Raw genomic sequence first — 15,595 nt, forward strand, 5'->3', positions numbered from 1 at the left:
CAGTCTTTTACGTCATTTGCAAGACGATGCACAGTTTTATGCCCGGCTTGAGGAAAAAGACCCGGATCAGGGTTTCCATGGCGACAAGACTTGCCTACCATTGTGCAAAAATCACCCTTAAAAACGAAGGCAAGACAAATCTTTAGCCTCGATCTCTGGGTTAAAATAACGGGGAAGACATGGCAAGCACCGAACTTCTCATCAATGCCCTGACGACGATGCTCGTTACACTCGATCCACCCGGCCTTGCGCCAGTGTTTCTGGCTCTAACAGCAGGCATGACCCGCGCCCAGCGTGGTCAGGTCGCCATGCGCGGCTCCATTATCGGATTTGGCATTCTGGCGGCGTTCGCACTGTTTGGCTCTTCCATCCTTGAATTGCTGGGCATTTCTCTCGGCGCATTTCGCATTTCAGGCGGCCTGCTGTTGTTCTGGATTTCCTTCGAAATGATTTTCGAAAAACGGCAGGAGCGTAAGGAAAAGACCTCGGAAATGGCGATCACGCTGGATCATATCCAGAATATTGCGGTGTTTCCTTTGGCGCTTCCGCTGATCGCTGGGCCGGGTGCAATATCGGCGACCGTGCTGATTTCCGGCTCGATGCAAAACACCTTCGAGAAGATCATCTTCATTCTTCTTCTGGCTTTCAGCATGGCAATCGTTTTTCTGGCACTGTTGGCCGCAGACAGGCTGGACCGTTTTCTGGGCAATACCGGACGCGCTATTCTTACTCGCCTCCTCGGCGTGCTACTGGCAGCGCTCTCCGTTCAATTCGTGGTGGATGGCGTAAAGTCCGTAATGACACCGTGACGAAAATCGAAAGTTTGCAGAATGCGAAATCTGTTGCGCCTTATCGTACCAGAGGCCATGCCGGTCAGTTATAAGGAGCGGTTTCGTGCCGCGACGGGTGCACTAATCGGGATTTTCGTTACCGGCGTCATCGGGCATTTGGCCGTCGGCAGCAATGCCGCGCTGCCTGCACTCATTGCGCCCATGGGTGCATCTGCGGTCTTGCTGTTTGCGGTTCCATCCAGCCCGCTTGCGCAGCCGTGGTCTATTCTTTGTGGCAACATCCTTTCCGCTTTCGTCGGCGTCACCGTGGCGATGCTGATAGCCGATCCCTTCATCGCGGCGGCCTTGGCAATAAGCCTCGCAATAGCAGCCATGATGGCGCTGCGTTGCCTGCACCCGCCAAGTGGTGCGGTTGCGCTGACAGCGGTGCTCGGTGGCGCTGCCATTCACGATCTCGGATATGGCTTCGTCTTATGGCCGGTCGCGAGCAACTCCATTGTGCTTCTCACGCTCGCCGTGCTCTTCAACAATCTCTCAGGCCGCCGATATCCGCATTCGATCCGGTCTCAACCGGCAAGCCATGGGACAAAAGACCCTGCCCCCATTCAGCGGATCGGATTCTCATCTGCCGATCTTGATGATGTGTTGAAAGAGTACGATCAGGTTCTCGACATTGAACGCGATGATCTGGAAACCATTCTGCGCCGCACAGAATTGCGGTCCTACAGACGGCGCGCCACGCATCTGGATTGCGCCAGCATCATGTCGCGCGACGTGGTGGGTGTAGCGCCTGACGATCCGCTGAAAACCGCTCACGAACTGATGCGGAGCCATCATTTCAAGGCATTGCCTGTCACGAACGACAATGCAGAAGTCGTCGGCATCGTCACCCAGACCGACTTTCTTGACAAAGCAAGCTGGACAAACGGGCGCCCAAGCATTGGCCTGATTCAACGTGTACGGCTCATCTTTTCAGGAAAAAGCGCGCCAAACGGTACAGTCAAAGACATCATGACATCACCGGTCAAAACCGTCTCGCCGGAAACACCGATCGAAGACGTCATCATCATGCTGGCCGAGCAGGGCTTGCACTATCTGCCGGTGGTCGATGCAAACAACAAGCTCGCCGGCATCATTTCACAATCGGATGTGATGGTGGGGATGTTGGCGGACAAGGCCGCAACATAATGTGCAGCCTCGCCTCCAGATCTGAGAAATAGCTGCTCTTATCTCTTAGCTCTCAAAATCCGTTTCCAGATCGTACCGCCAAGAAACCGATTGAAGATCACGAAGTAGGCAATAACCAGAGCGAAAAACACGACCGCCGGAAGGCCGTTGAGTTCGAACCCGTTTTCTGTGCGCCCGCCAAGTACGGACGCGACAAGAAAACCAAACACCCAAAATGCCGTGAATAAATCCAGCAAAAAGGCGAGCACAATGCGCCATGTCGCTGGCTGGCTGCGTGTCGTGACAGCTTCAGTCATATTTCACCCCCCGGTGTGTTTTAAGGATCAGAACGGAATGTCGTCATCCATGTCGTTGGAGAAGTTGCCAGCTGGCTGACCACCACGGGAAGAACCACCGCGTGCAGGCTGCTGATCGTTTCCGCCACCGTAGTTGCCGCGGCCACCGCCGTAAGATCCGCCAGCATCATCATTGCCGCCGAAGTCACCGCCACGGCTCGCGCCACCGCCACCTTCACCACGGCCATCCAGCATGGTCAGCGTCGAGTTGAAGCCTTGCAGCACGATTTCAGTCGAGTAACGATCGTTGCCGGTCTGGTCCTGCCATTTGCGGGTCTGAAGCGAGCCTTCGATATAAAGCTTGGCACCCTTCTTCACATACTGCTCGATGACCTTGCAAAGACCTTCGTTGAACACCACGACAGAGTGCCATTCGGTCTTTTCCTTTCGCTCGCCAGAGGCGCGGTCGCGCCAGCTTTCAGACGTCGCGATACGAAGGTTTGCTATAGGGCGACCGTCTTGCGTGCGGCGAATTTCCGGATCAGCGCCGACGTTCCCGAGCAAAATTACCTTATTTACGCTGCCAGCCATCTTCTCATCCTGTCTGCCAACCGTCATGGCCAGCATTTTCATATCCAAAATCTTGACACACCATAGACCATCGCAGAGCGCCATGGGCACCAGATGGAACGACAATCCACAAGGAATGTTCTTTCAATGCACGCGCACTTGCAATATGTTCCGTTTTTGTTCTATTAAAGCTGCATCAGTGAGTCAAGTACACCGAAAAGCATCCATGAAAAGCTTAATATACCTCGACACGCCGTTCATGGACATTACATAAGAGCCAACGCCTCCCAACGAGTAGCCCGAGCTGTCATGAGTGAATTGAAGACGATTTCCATCCGCGGTGCCCGTGAGCATAATCTCAAGGGTATCGATCTGGATTTGCCACGCAACAAGTTGATCGTCATGACCGGGCTTTCAGGCTCCGGCAAGTCGTCGCTCGCCTTCGATACGATCTACGCGGAAGGCCAGCGGCGATATGTCGAGAGCCTTTCGGCTTATGCGCGCCAGTTTCTGGAAATGATGCAGAAGCCGGATGTGGACCAGATCGAAGGTCTGTCTCCAGCCATCTCCATCGAGCAGAAAACGACGTCGCGCAACCCGCGCTCGACGGTTGGAACGGTCACAGAAATCTACGACTATATGCGCCTGCTGTTTGCGCGCGTCGGTGTGCCCTATTCGCCAGCAACCGGCCTGCCGATTGAAAGCCAGACGATCAGCCAGATGGTTGACCGTATCCTCGCTTTCGAGGAAGGCACGCGTCTTTATATTCTCGCACCGATGGTGCGCGGCCGTAAGGGTGAGTATAAAAAAGAGCTGGCCGAGCTGATGAAAAAAGGCTTCCAGCGCGTGAAGGTGGATGGGCAGTTTTACGAGATTGCCGACGTTCCCGCCCTCGACAAAAAATACAAGCACGACATCGACGTAGTGGTGGATCGCGCCGTGGTGCGACCGGACATGGCGGCGCGCTTGGCGGACAGCCTTGAAACCTGTTTGAAGCTGGCAGACGGCCTCGCGGTGGCGGAATTCGCCGACAAACCTCTGCCGCCAGAAGACACTGCCGCTGGCGGCTCCGCCAACAAATCGCTCAACGAAACCCATGAGCGCGTTCTGTTTTCCGAGAAATTCGCCTGCCCCGTGTCTGGCTTCACGATTTCGGAGATCGAGCCGCGCCTGTTCTCGTTCAACAACCCGTTCGGTGCCTGCCCCACGTGCGATGGTCTAGGGTCGCAGCAGAAGGTGGATGTGGCGTTGATCGTGCCGGAGCCCGCCCGCACGTTGAAGGACGGCGCTGTTGCACCGTGGGCAAAATCATCCTCTCCTTATTATAACCAGACGCTGGAAGCCTTGGGCAAAGCCTTCGGATTCAAGCTCTCCAGCCGCTGGAACGATCTGACGGAAGCCGCAAAAAATGCGATCCTGAAAGGCACGGACGAGAAGATCGAGTTCGAATATCAGGACGGCGCACGCTCTTATAAAACCGTCAAGAATTTCGAAGGCATCGTTCCCAATCTCGAACGTCGCTGGAAGGAAACCGACAGCGCATGGGCGCGTGAGGAAATCGAGCGCTATATGTCCGCCGCCCCCTGCCCGGCCTGCGCCGGCTATCGCCTGAAGCCTGAGGCGCTGGCGGTGAAGATCAACAAGATGCACATCGGCGAAGTCACGCAGATGTCGATTAAGATCGCGCGGGACTGGTTCGAGGTTCTGCCGCAATCATTGACCGCAAAACAAAACGAAATCGCCGTCCGTATTCTGAAGGAAATCCGCGAACGGCTGCGGTTCCTGAACGATGTCGGGCTGGATTATCTCAGCCTGTCGCGCAACTCCGGCACTCTATCCGGTGGCGAAAGCCAGCGTATTCGCCTCGCCTCGCAGATCGGCTCCGGTCTCACCGGCGTTCTCTACGTTCTTGATGAGCCATCCATCGGCCTTCACCAACGCGATAACGCCCGGCTGCTGGATACGCTGAAACATCTGCGCGATATCGGCAATACGGTCATCGTGGTTGAACATGACGAAGACGCGATCCTTACGGCGGATTACGTGGTCGATATCGGCCCCGCCGCAGGTATTCATGGTGGGCAGGTGATTGCCGAAGGCACACCGCAAGAGGTGATGGCTAACCCGAACTCACTCACGGGCAAGTATCTGTCCGGTGAACTGGGCGTTGAGGTTCCCGCAGAGCGCCGAAAGCCCAAAAAGGGCAAAGAGATCAAGGTCGTCGGCGCACGCGGCAACAACCTCAAGAACGTCACAGCCTCTGTGCCACTCGGTGTCTTCACCGCCGTGACCGGCGTTTCAGGCGGCGGTAAGTCCACATTCCTGATTGAGACGCTATATAAATCTGCGGCGCGTCGCGTCATGGGCGCACGCGAAATTCCGGCTGACCACGACCGTATCGATGGCTTCGAATTTATCGATAAGGTCATCGATATCGACCAGTCCCCTATCGGTCGCACCCCACGCTCCAACCCTGCTACCTATACAGGTGCTTTCACGCCAATCCGTGACTGGTTCGCAGGCCTGCCGGAAGCAAAAGCCCGTGGTTATGCGCCCGGCCGCTTCTCCTTCAACGTCAAGGGTGGACGTTGCGAAGCCTGTCAGGGCGATGGCGTTATCAAGATCGAAATGCACTTCCTGCCTGATGTTTACGTCACCTGCGATGTCTGTCACGGCAAGCGCTACAATCGCGAAACATTGGACGTCACCTTCAAAACCAAGTCGATTGCCGATGTGCTGGATATGACTGTGGAGGAAGGCGTCGAGTTCTTCGCAGCCGTTCCTGCCGTGCGTGACAAGCTGCAATCGCTGTTCGACGTCGGCCTTGGTTATATCAAGGTCGGTCAGCAGGCCAATACGCTATCGGGTGGTGAAGCGCAGCGTGTGAAGCTTGCCAAGGAACTTTCGAAACGCTCGACGGGCCGCACGCTCTATATTCTCGATGAGCCAACAACCGGCCTGCATTTCCACGACGTCAACAAGTTGCTGGAAATGCTGCATGAATTGGTCAATCAGGGCAATTCCGTTGTGGTCATCGAGCACAATCTCGAAGTCATCAAAACCGCAGACTGGGTGATCGATATCGGCCCAGAAGGCGGCACGGGCGGCGGTGAAATCGTCGCGACGGGAACGCCAGAGCAGATCGTCAAGGAACCACGGTCCTACACGGGTCATTTCCTGAAAGAACTGCTGGAGCGCCGTCTGGACAAGAAAATACAAGCGGCGGAGTGATCCGTCGCTTCTACACACAGTGAGCTGGAATGGGAGGCAAGAATGAGCAAATCGGGCACGATCCGCACGGGTATCGGCGGCTGGACCTTCGAGCCATGGGAAGGCACATTCTATCCTGACAAGCTGACGAAAAAGCGTCAGCTTGAACACGCCAGCCGTCAACTGACAGCCATCGAAGTCAACGGCACGTATTACGGTAGCCAAAAGCCGGAGACCTTCGCCAAATGGGCATCGGAAGTGCCGGATGGTTTTATCTTTTCGCTCAAAGCCAGCCGCTTCGTGACCAATCGCAAGGTGCTGGCCGAAGCCGGTGAATCGATCACCAAATTCTTGACGCAGGGACTAACGGAATTGGCTGATCATCTCGGCCCGATCCTCTGGCAGTTTGCGCCAACCAAAAAGTTCGAACCGGACGATTTTGCTGCTTTTCTGGCACTTCTGCCGGAGAAACAGGACGGCCTAACGCTTCAGCATGTGGTGGAAGTCCGCAATCCGAGCTTTCAAGTGCCGGAATTCATCGAACTCTTGGCGAAGCACAATGTTGCGGTGGTCTGCGCCGATCATCATGATTATCCCATGCTGCCCGATGTCACGGCTGATTTCGTCTATTGTCGCCTGCAAAAAGGCGAAGACGATATCGCAACCTGTTACCCAGAGAAGGACGTCAAGGCATGGGGCGAGCGCGCCAAGACCTATGCTGACGGTGGCGTGCCGGATGATCTGCCGTTGATTGCGCCGGATCGAAAAGCGGACAAAAAAGCGCGCGACGTTTTTGCGTTTTTCATCACCGGCGGCAAGGTCAATGCGCCGAATGGCGCGCGTTTGTTGCAGACGCTGGTGGCGTGACTATCACGCCGTTGAGGTCAGAGTAACCTATCCCCAGGTTCTTAAACCGCGATATCCGCAGATGTCTTATCGAAATTGATTGCCGCGAATGCAGCGGCAATGACCTCCGACCCAGCACCGGGACGCGTCGCGTCACTGGATAATATCTGCCTAAATCGGCGCGCTCCCGGCATGCCTTGGAATAGGCCGACCATGTGGCGGGTCACATGATTGAGGCGTCCACCCTTGGCGATATAGTCTTCGGCGTAGGCCATCATCTTATCGCGAAGCGCCAACCAATCCGTCTCGGTCGCTGGCTCGCCATAAATGCGGTGATCGACATCGGCCAGTATGGATGTGTTGTGGTAAGCCGCACGGCCCAGCATCACACCATCCATATGTTTGAGATGTTCCTGCGCCTGATCAAGATCGGTAATTCCGCCATTGATGCCGATAAAGACGCCGGGATTTTCTTGCTTCATCCGGTAGACAAGCTCGTAATCCAGTGGCGGCACATCGCGGTTTTCCTTTGGCGACAGACCTTGCAGCCAGGCCTTGCGGGCGTGAACCCAAATGGCATCCGCTCCAGCCGCGACAACACGTGCGATGAAATCAGGCAAAACCGTTTCAGGGTCCTGATCGTCCACGCCAATCCGGCATTTTACGGTGACGGGCACAGTCGCCACCGCTTTCATGGCAGCAACACAGCGGGCGACGGTTTCCGGCTCGCGCATCAAACATGCGCCAAAGGTGCCGGATTGCACACGGTCGGACGGGCAGCCGACATTGAGGTTGATTTCGTCATATCCGAAATCCGCAGAAATTTTCACCGCTTCCGTCAGCTTCACAGGATCGGAACCGCCAAGCTGTAGCGCGACCGGATGCTCTTGGCTGTGATAACCGAGCAGCTTTTCACGCTGACCGTGGATAATGGCGTCGGCCACAATCATCTCTGTATACAGCAGCGCATGGCTGGAAAGCTGGCGATGCAAAAAACGACAGCGCGTATCCGTCCAGTCGATCATCGGGGCAACGGCAAAAATCTTGCCACCGGACGCGAGAGCTTTTTCGTACATGGATTATCCAACCTTTTTCTGCGGCGCTTCTAACGCAAAGCGCTCGATAAAGCCAGTTTTCCGCCAACACTGATTTTACGCTGGAAATCCAACCAGAATCGCGGGAAAACCGTGACCAGAAATCAGGAGTAGAGACCATGTCCGCCACCGTCATCCCCGTTCCGCCATCCGTTCTTTTGCCCGTGGAAGGCACGGACGAGACATTTCCGGTGCGCCGGGTCTATTGTGTCGGGCGCAATTATGCGGACCACGCGATTGAGATGGGACACGATCCTTCCCGCGAACCGCCCTTCTTCTTTCAGAAAAACCCGGACAATCTCCTGCCTGCTGGCAAGGATTTTCCTTATCCTGCGCTGTCTTCCAATGTCCACTACGAGGTCGAATGCGTGGTTGCGCTCAAAAGTGGCGGCGCGGATATTGCGGTCGAGGACGCACTGGAGCATGTCTGGGGTTATGGCGTCGGCATCGACATGACGCGCCGCGACATGCAGGACACATTGAAAAAGATGGGCCGCTCCTGGGAAAGCGCCAAGGCGTTCGAGGATTCCGCACCCGTTTCCCCGTTTATTCCCGCATCAATAATCGGTCATCCTTCAACGGGTGCCGTGTGGCTTGAGGTAAATGGCGAGCGCAAGCAGTCTGGCGATCTCGGTCAGATGATCTGGAAAACGGCGGAAATCATCGCGGAACTGTCGAAGCTTTTCACGCTGGCGGCAGGCGATGTTATCATGACAGGCACACCGGCAGGTGTTGGCCCCATCGTTCGCGGCGACCGTATCGATTGCGGCGTGGACGGCGTCGGCACGCTTTCGGTAAAGGTCGTCTAACGACACGGGAGAAATACATGCCGCTTTACCGTCTGGGCGAAAGAGTACCGCAGCCCCCTGCCCCGGATCGTTATTGGGTGGCGCCCGATGCCAATGTCATCGGGTCTGTCACGCTTGGCGAGGATGTCGGAATCTGGTTCGGCGCCACACTTCGCGGTGATAACGAGCCGATTACAGTCGGTCGCGGCAGCAATATTCAGGAAGGCGTGATGGTGCATAGCGATCCCGGCTTCCCCGCCACCATTGGCGAAGGCTGCACCATCGGCCACCATGCCATCATCCACGGTTGCGAGATTGGCGATAATTCGCTGATCGGCATGGGAGCCACGGTGCTGAACGGCGCAAAAATCGGCAAGAATTGCCTTGTCGGTGCCAATGCATTGGTGACGGAAGGCAAAGAGTTTCCTGACAACTCTCTGATTGTCGGTTCTCCGGCGCGGGCCATCCGTACATTGGATGATACGGCAGTAGAATCCCTGAAAAAGTCCGCAGAGAATTATGTGCGCAATTGGCAGCGCTTCGCCAAGGATTTACAGCCGCTCTGAGAGATCAGGCGGCGCAGGCTTCGCAAAGGCCACGAATTTCTATCGTGGTCTTTTCTGCCTTGAATTTCTGGTTCTTCACCCAATCGCCCAAGCGATGATCGATCTGGTGATCGTGGAATTCCGTAACCTGTCCGCAGGCGTTGCAAATGGCGAAAGCCACCGTTCCATGATGATGCGTGCAGCAATCCGACTTGGTATGGGAGCACGCCACGAAAGCATTGAGGCTTTCCAGCCGGTGCACCAGGCCGAATTCAATCAGCTTTTCCAACGCGCGATAGACCTGCAACGGTGCGCGAAAACCGGCGTCGCGCAGCTTGTCGAGAATGACATAGGCGCTGAGCGGCGCTTGCGAGCGCGTAAGCGCATCATAAACGAGCGACTGGTTGCGTGTTAGATTTTGTGTGGTCATGAACGGCCTCCTTGCTCTGCCCTACGCGACAGTTTTGGCGCAGGCAAGAGACTGAGAATAAAAAGCATAACGGCAGCAACGACGATGGATGGGCCTGATGGCGTGTCGTAATGCAACGACCCCATCAGCCCACCAACAACCGCGACAGCACCTATCAACGATGCCAGCACCGCCATGATTTCTGGTGTGGATGAAAAACGGCGCGCAGTTGCCGCCGGAATGATCAGCAGTGACGTGATCAACATGATGCCCACGATTTTCATGGCAATGGCGATGACCAGTGCCATCAGCAGCATGAAAAGCAGTTTGGAGCGTTCCGGGCGCATACCCTCGGACTCGGCCAGTTCTGCATTGACGGTGGAGGCCAGCAACGGCTTCCACAAATAGATGATGGCGACGAGAACGATCAGCCCACCGCCCCAGATCAGCTGGATATCGGAAACGGACACCGCCAGGATATCGCCGAACAGGAACGCGACGAGATCGATACGCACCCATGTCATGAAGGCAACGATGACAAGGCCGAAGGCAAGCGCGGAGTGCGAGAGAATGCCGAGCAGGGCATCCGCAGACAGCGCCTGACGCTTCTGTAGAAACAGCAAAATCAGCGACACCACGGATGCCACAATGAAAACGCTGACGATGAGGTTCAGCTGAAACAGCAGCGAGAGTGCCACGCCCAGCAGTGCGGAATGTGCCATCGTATCCCCGAAATAGGCCATGCGCCGCCAGACGACGAAACAGCCCAGCGGCCCGGCCATCAGCGCCACCCCAACACCGGCAAACATGGCTCGCACGAAGAAATCGTCAAACATGCTTGGCTCCGTGGGCATGGTGTTCATGGTCGTGGTGTTCATGGTCGTGGTGATCGTTTCCGCAGCCACAATCGCCATCATCATCATGATCGTGCGTATCATGATGGTGGCCGTCATCCGGGTGGCAGTGGTCTGTCACCGATCCATCGGCGTGCTGCACACGGCCATCCGGCAGATGCGTGTGATCGTGTTGATGGCTGTAAACCGCGAGACTGCGCGCCGCGCCGCCGAACAGGCGCATATATTCCGGGCTTTGGCTAACCGCCTGCGGCGTGCCCCGGCAGCAGATGTGGCCGTTCAGGCAGATCACGGTGTCGGTCTCCGCCATCACCACATGCAGGTCATGCGATATCAGCAGAATGCCGCAGCCGGTGGAATTGCGGATGTTTTTGATGAGATCATAAAGCGCAATCTCGCCGGTGAAATCCACGCCCTGGACTGGTTCGTCCAGAACCAGCAAATCCGGTTTACGGGCAATGGCACGGGCCAGAAGAGCGCGTTGGAATTCACCACCGGAAAGGTGCTGGACCTCGGCCTTGGCGAGATGAATGATGCCTGTGGCATGAAGCGCAGCGTCGATTTCGCGCGGGGGTAACTGCCCCGTGAGCGTCATCAACCGGCGCACGGTTAGCGGCATGGTCCAATCGACAGACAGCTTCTGCGGCACATAGCCGACTTTGAGGCCGGAGATCCGCGCGACGCTTCCCTCATCCGGTTTCAGCACGCCCGTCGCCATTTTGGCGCTGGTGGATTTGCCGGATCCGTTCGGCCCAATCAGCGTCACAATCTCGCCGCGCCGAACAGAAAACTCCACGCCACGCACCAGCCAGCGGCCATTGCGTTTTACGCCCGCGTTGGAAAGGGAGACGAGATTTTCGTCATTCTTGGCCGGAGAATGAAGCATGTGTTTTTCCAATTGTCGCTGTTGCACTAGGCTATCGCATACGTTATAGCGTTACGCAACTTATGTAATAACATAACATACACTATACAAGTGGAGCATACCGTATGAAAACTATCGCCACGCTTCTTCTCGCCTCGGTGGCCATGATCGCATCATCCAACGCCATGGCAGCACCAAATGTGGTGGTTTCGATCAAGCCGATCCATTCCCTTGTTGCCGCAATCATGCAAGGTGTCGCGGAACCGCAGTTGATCGTGGACGGTGGTGCATCTCCCCACACATATAGCCTCAAGCCCTCCAATGCGAAGGCGATAGAGAGTGCGGATGTGGTGTTCTGGGTGGGTGATGGCTTGGAAAAATTCCTTGAAAAGCCGCTCGAGACGCTGGCAAGCAAGGCGACCGTCGTTGAGCTGGACGACGCAAAGGGTCTTGAGAAACTGAAGTTCCGCGAAGGTGGTCCGTTCGAAGCACACGACCATGGCGAACATGAAGGCCACGACCACGCGGAAGAAGCGGGCCACGATCACAAAAACGAAGGCGAGCACAAGCATGAACATGCCCATGAAGAAGGTCATGATCACGACCACGAGGATGGCGAATACGACATGCACCTCTGGCTCGACCCAGCCAATGCCAAGGTCATGGCTGTCGAAATCGAAAAGACGCTTCTGACGGCTGATCCGGCCAATGCAAAAACCTATCAGGGCAACACCAAAAAGCTGCTCGACAATCTTGACGCGCTGGATAAGGACATCGTGGCGACAGTGGCTCCCATCAAGGACAAGCCCTTCATCGTCTTTCACGATGCCTACCAGTATTTCGAACATCGCTACGGCGTGAAAACTGCGGGTTCGATTACCGTTAGCCCGGAAAACACGCCAGGCGCGGATCGCATCAAGCAGATACAAGCGAAGGTGAAAGAGCTGAATGCGACTTGCGTGTTTGCCGAACCGCAGTTTGAACCCAAGCTGGTCAATGTCGTCATCGAAGGCACGAAGGCGAAGTCCGGCACGCTCGACCCCGAGGCCGGCACGCTGGAAGCTGGTCCTGATCTCTACTTCAAGCTGATGCGCGGTATTGCGACCTCCTTGAAAGACTGCCTCTCCTAAGCGGCTATGCACACAATGAAGGGTGGCTTCTGCCACCTTTTATTTTCGATATGAATGTAATGTTATTACAAAATGGAGTTTGCAATGGCTCGAAAACTACCAGTCACTGTCTTGTCAGGTTTTCTGGGTGCGGGAAAAACAACCCTCCTCAATCACATCCTCGGCAATCGCGAAGGTTTGCGTGTTGCGGTTATCGTCAATGACATGAGTGAGGTGAATATCGACGCGGCACTGGTACGTGATGGTGGTGCAAACCTTTCCCGCACGCAGGAACAGTTGGTGGAAATGACCAATGGCTGCATCTGTTGCACGTTGCGCGATGACCTCTTGAACGAGGTTCGCCAGCTGGCTGAACAGGATAAGTTCGATTACCTGCTGATCGAATCCACCGGCATTGCAGAACCCCTGCCCGTTGCCACCACCTTCGATTTTCGTGATGAAAACGGTCAAAGCCTATCGGATGTCTCTCATCTGGATACGATGGTGACGGTGGTGGATTGCGCCAATCTACTGAAGGATTACGGCTCGGCAGATTTTCTGGCCGATCGCGGCGAAACGGCTGGCGATGGTGACAACCGCACGCTGGTGGACCTGCTGGTCGAACAGATCGAGTTCGCCAATGTGGTCATTCTGAACAAGGTCTCCACCGCAACCGACGCACAAATAGATGCCGCTCGGAAGATCATTGTCGGCTTGAACCCGGATGCGAAGCTGATCGAAGCGGACTTTGGCAGGGTGGCGCTGAAAAGCGTGCTTGGCACCGGCCTGTTCAACTTTGCCGAGGCGGAAACACATCCGCTGTGGTTCAAGGAATTGCACGGTTTCAAGGACCATATTCCTGAAACGGATGAATATGGCATTCGCTCTTTCGTTTACCGCGCCAAGCGACCGTTTGATCCGGCGCGTTTCCACGCTTTCATCAACAGGGATTGGCCGGGCGTCATCCGTGCAAAAGGCTTTTTCTGGCTGGCGACACGGCCTGATCATGTCGGGGAGATCAGTCAGGCGGGCGCTTTGGTCAAGACAGGCAAGATGGGTCTTTGGTGGTCATCCGTGCCGAAAAAGCATTGGCCGGACGATCCGGGTTTCGAGCGAATGCTGGCGCCCTATATGGACAATGTCTGGGGGGACAGGCGGCAGGAAATCGTCTTCATCGGCGCCGATCCGATGAGCGAGGCGGCACTTCGCGCGGAGCTGGATGCGTGCCTGATCGAAGCAAAAGCTTTTACGCCCACAGCGTGGCGCAATTTCGCAGATCCATTTCCAGACTGGAACAGGCAGGCGGCATGAGGAAAACACAAAGAATGTCGAACTTCCGTTGCATCGCCGTAACGGCAGAAGATGCACCCTTTGGAGAAACCTGCGGCCATGGAGGAACTCCACGGCCGCAGGGATTAGCTGATCAGAATTTAACGAGCGCCGGACAGGCCGATGATGAGGCCGCTGACAGCGTTGATCAGCAGATACTGGTTGTCGACGCGAACCCAACGTTCACCACGACCAGGCTCTCTCAGATTATGGCGGCGGTAGTCGCGACGGTCGATAAAGTTACGACGTTCCTTCGTCGATAGACGCTGTCCACGATCCCAGCGATGCTTTTTGACAATGACCTTTTGTTTGGTGATCGTCTTTTCCATCGTAACATGGCGGTTGGGACGATCATCGTAACGGCTCTGGGCCTGCGCAGCCAAAGGAGCGGCGAGAACGGTCGCGGCCAGAAGAACGGAGAAAAGCTTTTTCATTGACGTTTCCTTTCCTGAAGTGATGGATAGACCCTATCGTCACAAGGATGAACGGAAACTGAAAGTCAAAATTACAATTCTGTAATGGTTGTTAATGCTTAGGCTGCTCAGTTAAGGTTTATGTACAGCTCGACAGGTGAAAAAGCCGCCCTGAAATGCATCAGGGCGGCTCGTCTCTTACTTCTTCAATTCAGCGGATTTTGCCCACAGATTGATATCTGCTTCCTTGGCGTGGCGGTCGATTTCCATCAGCTCTTCGGCTGTGAAATCAGGGTTGTTGAGGGCTTTCACGCAATCCTCCACCTGCTCTGGACGGCTGGCGCCAATTAATGCCGTGGTGATGTGACCGCCCCGCAGCACCCACGCAATGGCCATCTGTGCCAGCGTCTGCCCACGGCGTTCGGCAATGGAATTCAGTGCGCGGATATTCTCAATGTTGCTTTCATTGAGGAAAGCCGGGTTGAGCGACTTGCCTTGGCTGGCGCGGCTCGTATCCGGCACGCCGCCAAGATATTTCGTCGTCAACATGCCCTGTGCAAGCGGGGAGAACACGATGGAGCCGATGCCAAGCTCTTCCAGCGTATCGACAAGACCGTCTTCTTCAATCCAGCGATTGATCATCGAATAGCTGGGCTGGTGAATGATGCAGGGCGTTCCAAGCTCTTTCAGAATTGCCGCCGCCTCTCGGGTGCGCTGCGAATTATAGGAGGAAATGCCGACATACAGCGCCCTGCCCGACCGCACGATATGGTCCAGCGCGCCGCAGGTTTCTTCCAGTGGCGTATCGGGATCGAAGCGGTGCGAATAGAAGATATCCACATAATCCAGGCCCAGACGTTTCAGGCTCTGGTCGCAGGACGAGATCATATATTTGCGGCTGCCCCATTCGCCGTAAGGGCCGGGCCACATGTGGTAACCGGCCTTCGACGAGATGATCAGCTCATCGCGATATCCGGCAAAATCGGTTCTCAGGATTTCACCAAACGCCGTTTCGGCACTGCCGGCTGGTGGTCCGTAATTGTTGGCGAGATCGAAATGGGTGATGCCAAGATCAAATGCCTTGCGGCAGATATCCTGCTTGGTCTTGTGCGAAAAATCATCGCCGAAATTGTGCCAAAGACCCAGCGATATCGCCGGAAGCTTCAGCCCCGATTTTCCGCAATGATTGTACTTCATGGACGCATAACGGTCTTCAGCCGGTCGCCAAGCCATGGATATTCCTCTCTGAATGGATTGATGCCCGACGAAGAATCTCGCGGGCTGTTTTTTTGGGTAAGAGCGAACTTAA

16 protein-coding genes are annotated in these 15,595 nt (G+C 55.6%); 8 read left to right on the top strand and 8 right to left on the bottom strand.

Going from position 1 to position 15,595, the window contains the following annotated elements; genetic code table 11:
• Positions 1-179: 179 nt before the first annotated feature.
• Positions 180-809, top strand: coding sequence for a MarC family protein (locus tag RMR16_RS05750; protein WP_320199943.1), 630 nt, complete (start codon positions 180-182; stop codon positions 807-809).
• Between the two features lie 21 nt (positions 810-830).
• Positions 831-1,979: an HPP family protein gene (locus RMR16_RS05755; RefSeq protein ID WP_320199942.1), complete on the top strand. Its 1,149-nt coding sequence runs from the start codon at positions 831-833 to the stop codon at positions 1,977-1,979.
• Between the two features lie 38 nt (positions 1,980-2,017).
• On the opposite strand, the gene RMR16_RS05760 is transcribed toward RMR16_RS05755, so the two are convergent.
• Together RMR16_RS05760 and RMR16_RS05765 are read right to left on the bottom strand one after the other, a co-directional pair.
• Entirely contained in the window at positions 2,018-2,275 is a 258-nt protein-coding gene (locus RMR16_RS05760; protein WP_320199941.1) for a hypothetical protein, read from the bottom strand.
• 27 nt (positions 2,276-2,302) lie between these two features.
• The gene (locus RMR16_RS05765) at positions 2,303-2,845 is read right to left on the bottom strand and encodes a single-stranded DNA-binding protein (protein WP_320200112.1); all 543 of its coding nucleotides are present in this window, start codon (positions 2,843-2,845) and stop codon (positions 2,303-2,305) included.
• Positions 2,846-3,133: 288 nt separating this feature from the next.
• On the opposite strand from RMR16_RS05765, the gene uvrA reads away from it, so the two are divergent.
• Entirely contained in the window at positions 3,134-6,055 is a 2,922-nt protein-coding gene (uvrA, locus tag RMR16_RS05770) for an excinuclease ABC subunit UvrA (protein WP_320199940.1), read from the top strand.
• 42 nt (positions 6,056-6,097) lie between these two features.
• On the top strand, positions 6,098-6,901 hold the full coding sequence (locus tag RMR16_RS05775; protein WP_320199939.1) for a DUF72 domain-containing protein: 804 nt from the start codon (positions 6,098-6,100) through the stop codon (positions 6,899-6,901).
• Between the two features lie 41 nt (positions 6,902-6,942).
• Here RMR16_RS05775 and dusA read toward each other — a convergent pair whose 3' ends face one another.
• On the bottom strand, positions 6,943-7,956 hold the full coding sequence (gene dusA, locus RMR16_RS05780) for a tRNA dihydrouridine(20/20a) synthase DusA (protein ID WP_320199938.1): 1,014 nt from the start codon (positions 7,954-7,956) through the stop codon (positions 6,943-6,945).
• Positions 7,957-8,093: 137 nt separating this feature from the next.
• On the opposite strand from dusA, the gene RMR16_RS05785 reads away from it, so the two are divergent.
• Positions 8,094-8,783: a fumarylacetoacetate hydrolase family protein gene (locus tag RMR16_RS05785; protein ID WP_320199937.1), complete on the top strand. Its 690-nt coding sequence runs from the start codon at positions 8,094-8,096 to the stop codon at positions 8,781-8,783.
• Between the two features lie 17 nt (positions 8,784-8,800).
• A complete protein-coding gene (locus tag RMR16_RS05790; RefSeq protein WP_320199936.1) occupies positions 8,801-9,328 on the top strand; it encodes a gamma carbonic anhydrase family protein in 528 nt (175 codons plus the stop codon).
• 4 nt (positions 9,329-9,332) lie between these two features.
• Here RMR16_RS05790 and RMR16_RS05795 read toward each other — a convergent pair whose 3' ends face one another.
• From RMR16_RS05795 to znuC, 3 genes are read right to left on the bottom strand one after another with little or no spacing between them, the layout of a single operon-like run.
• Positions 9,333-9,737: a Fur family transcriptional regulator gene (locus tag RMR16_RS05795; protein WP_320199935.1), complete on the bottom strand. Its 405-nt coding sequence runs from the start codon at positions 9,735-9,737 to the stop codon at positions 9,333-9,335.
• Positions 9,734-10,552: a zinc ABC transporter permease subunit ZnuB gene (gene znuB, locus RMR16_RS05800; RefSeq protein ID WP_320200111.1), complete on the bottom strand. Its 819-nt coding sequence runs from the start codon at positions 10,550-10,552 to the stop codon at positions 9,734-9,736. Before znuB ends, RMR16_RS05795 begins: the two co-directional genes overlap by 4 nt.
• Positions 10,545-11,456: a zinc ABC transporter ATP-binding protein ZnuC gene (znuC, locus tag RMR16_RS05805; RefSeq protein WP_320199934.1), complete on the bottom strand. Its 912-nt coding sequence runs from the start codon at positions 11,454-11,456 to the stop codon at positions 10,545-10,547. Before znuC ends, znuB begins: the two co-directional genes overlap by 8 nt.
• Before the next feature lie 104 nt (positions 11,457-11,560).
• On the opposite strand from znuC, the gene znuA reads away from it, so the two are divergent.
• The gene (znuA, locus tag RMR16_RS05810; protein WP_320199933.1) at positions 11,561-12,565 is read left to right on the top strand and encodes a zinc ABC transporter substrate-binding protein ZnuA; all 1,005 of its coding nucleotides are present in this window, start codon (positions 11,561-11,563) and stop codon (positions 12,563-12,565) included.
• An 84-nt stretch (positions 12,566-12,649) separates the two neighbouring features.
• Positions 12,650-13,855, top strand: a complete 1,206-nt coding sequence (locus tag RMR16_RS05815; RefSeq protein WP_320199932.1) for a GTP-binding protein — start codon at positions 12,650-12,652, stop codon at positions 13,853-13,855.
• A 119-nt stretch (positions 13,856-13,974) separates the two neighbouring features.
• Here the strand turns inward: RMR16_RS05815 and RMR16_RS05820 are convergent, their stop codons facing one another.
• Positions 13,975-14,307, bottom strand: coding sequence for an RcnB family protein (locus RMR16_RS05820; RefSeq protein ID WP_320199931.1), 333 nt, complete (start codon positions 14,305-14,307; stop codon positions 13,975-13,977).
• Positions 14,308-14,484: 177 nt separating this feature from the next.
• Positions 14,485-15,519, bottom strand: coding sequence for an L-glyceraldehyde 3-phosphate reductase (mgrA, locus tag RMR16_RS05825; protein WP_320199930.1), 1,035 nt, complete (start codon positions 15,517-15,519; stop codon positions 14,485-14,487).
• Positions 15,520-15,595 lie beyond the last annotated feature (76 nt).

Source organism: Agrobacterium sp. rho-13.3 (assembly GCF_033957765.2).
Taxonomy (GTDB): Bacteria; Pseudomonadota; Alphaproteobacteria; order Rhizobiales; family Rhizobiaceae; genus Agrobacterium.

What these genes read in the sequence shown, in the direction of transcription:
- RMR16_RS05750 (WP_320199943.1), top strand. Translation starts at nt 180, where the DNA reads ATGGCAAGCACCGAACTTCTCATCAATGCCCTGACGACGATGCTCGTT.
- RMR16_RS05755 (WP_320199942.1), top strand. Translation starts at nt 831, where the DNA reads ATGCGAAATCTGTTGCGCCTTATCGTACCAGAGGCCATGCCGGTCAGT.
- RMR16_RS05760 (WP_320199941.1), bottom strand. Translation starts at nt 2,275, where the DNA reads ATGACTGAAGCTGTCACGACACGCAGCCAGCCAGCGACATGGCGCATT.
- RMR16_RS05765 (WP_320200112.1), bottom strand. Translation starts at nt 2,845, where the DNA reads ATGGCTGGCAGCGTAAATAAGGTAATTTTGCTCGGGAACGTCGGCGCT.
- uvrA (WP_320199940.1), top strand. Translation starts at nt 3,134, where the DNA reads ATGAGTGAATTGAAGACGATTTCCATCCGCGGTGCCCGTGAGCATAAT.
- RMR16_RS05775 (WP_320199939.1), top strand. Translation starts at nt 6,098, where the DNA reads ATGAGCAAATCGGGCACGATCCGCACGGGTATCGGCGGCTGGACCTTC.
- dusA (WP_320199938.1), bottom strand. Translation starts at nt 7,956, where the DNA reads ATGTACGAAAAAGCTCTCGCGTCCGGTGGCAAGATTTTTGCCGTTGCC.
- RMR16_RS05785 (WP_320199937.1), top strand. Translation starts at nt 8,094, where the DNA reads ATGTCCGCCACCGTCATCCCCGTTCCGCCATCCGTTCTTTTGCCCGTG.
- RMR16_RS05790 (WP_320199936.1), top strand. Translation starts at nt 8,801, where the DNA reads ATGCCGCTTTACCGTCTGGGCGAAAGAGTACCGCAGCCCCCTGCCCCG.
- RMR16_RS05795 (WP_320199935.1), bottom strand. Translation starts at nt 9,737, where the DNA reads ATGACCACACAAAATCTAACACGCAACCAGTCGCTCGTTTATGATGCG.
- znuB (WP_320200111.1), bottom strand. Translation starts at nt 10,552, where the DNA reads ATGTTTGACGATTTCTTCGTGCGAGCCATGTTTGCCGGTGTTGGGGTG.
- znuC (WP_320199934.1), bottom strand. Translation starts at nt 11,456, where the DNA reads ATGCTTCATTCTCCGGCCAAGAATGACGAAAATCTCGTCTCCCTTTCC.
- znuA (WP_320199933.1), top strand. Translation starts at nt 11,561, where the DNA reads ATGAAAACTATCGCCACGCTTCTTCTCGCCTCGGTGGCCATGATCGCA.
- RMR16_RS05815 (WP_320199932.1), top strand. Translation starts at nt 12,650, where the DNA reads ATGGCTCGAAAACTACCAGTCACTGTCTTGTCAGGTTTTCTGGGTGCG.
- RMR16_RS05820 (WP_320199931.1), bottom strand. Translation starts at nt 14,307, where the DNA reads ATGAAAAAGCTTTTCTCCGTTCTTCTGGCCGCGACCGTTCTCGCCGCT.
- mgrA (WP_320199930.1), bottom strand. Translation starts at nt 15,519, where the DNA reads ATGGCTTGGCGACCGGCTGAAGACCGTTATGCGTCCATGAAGTACAAT.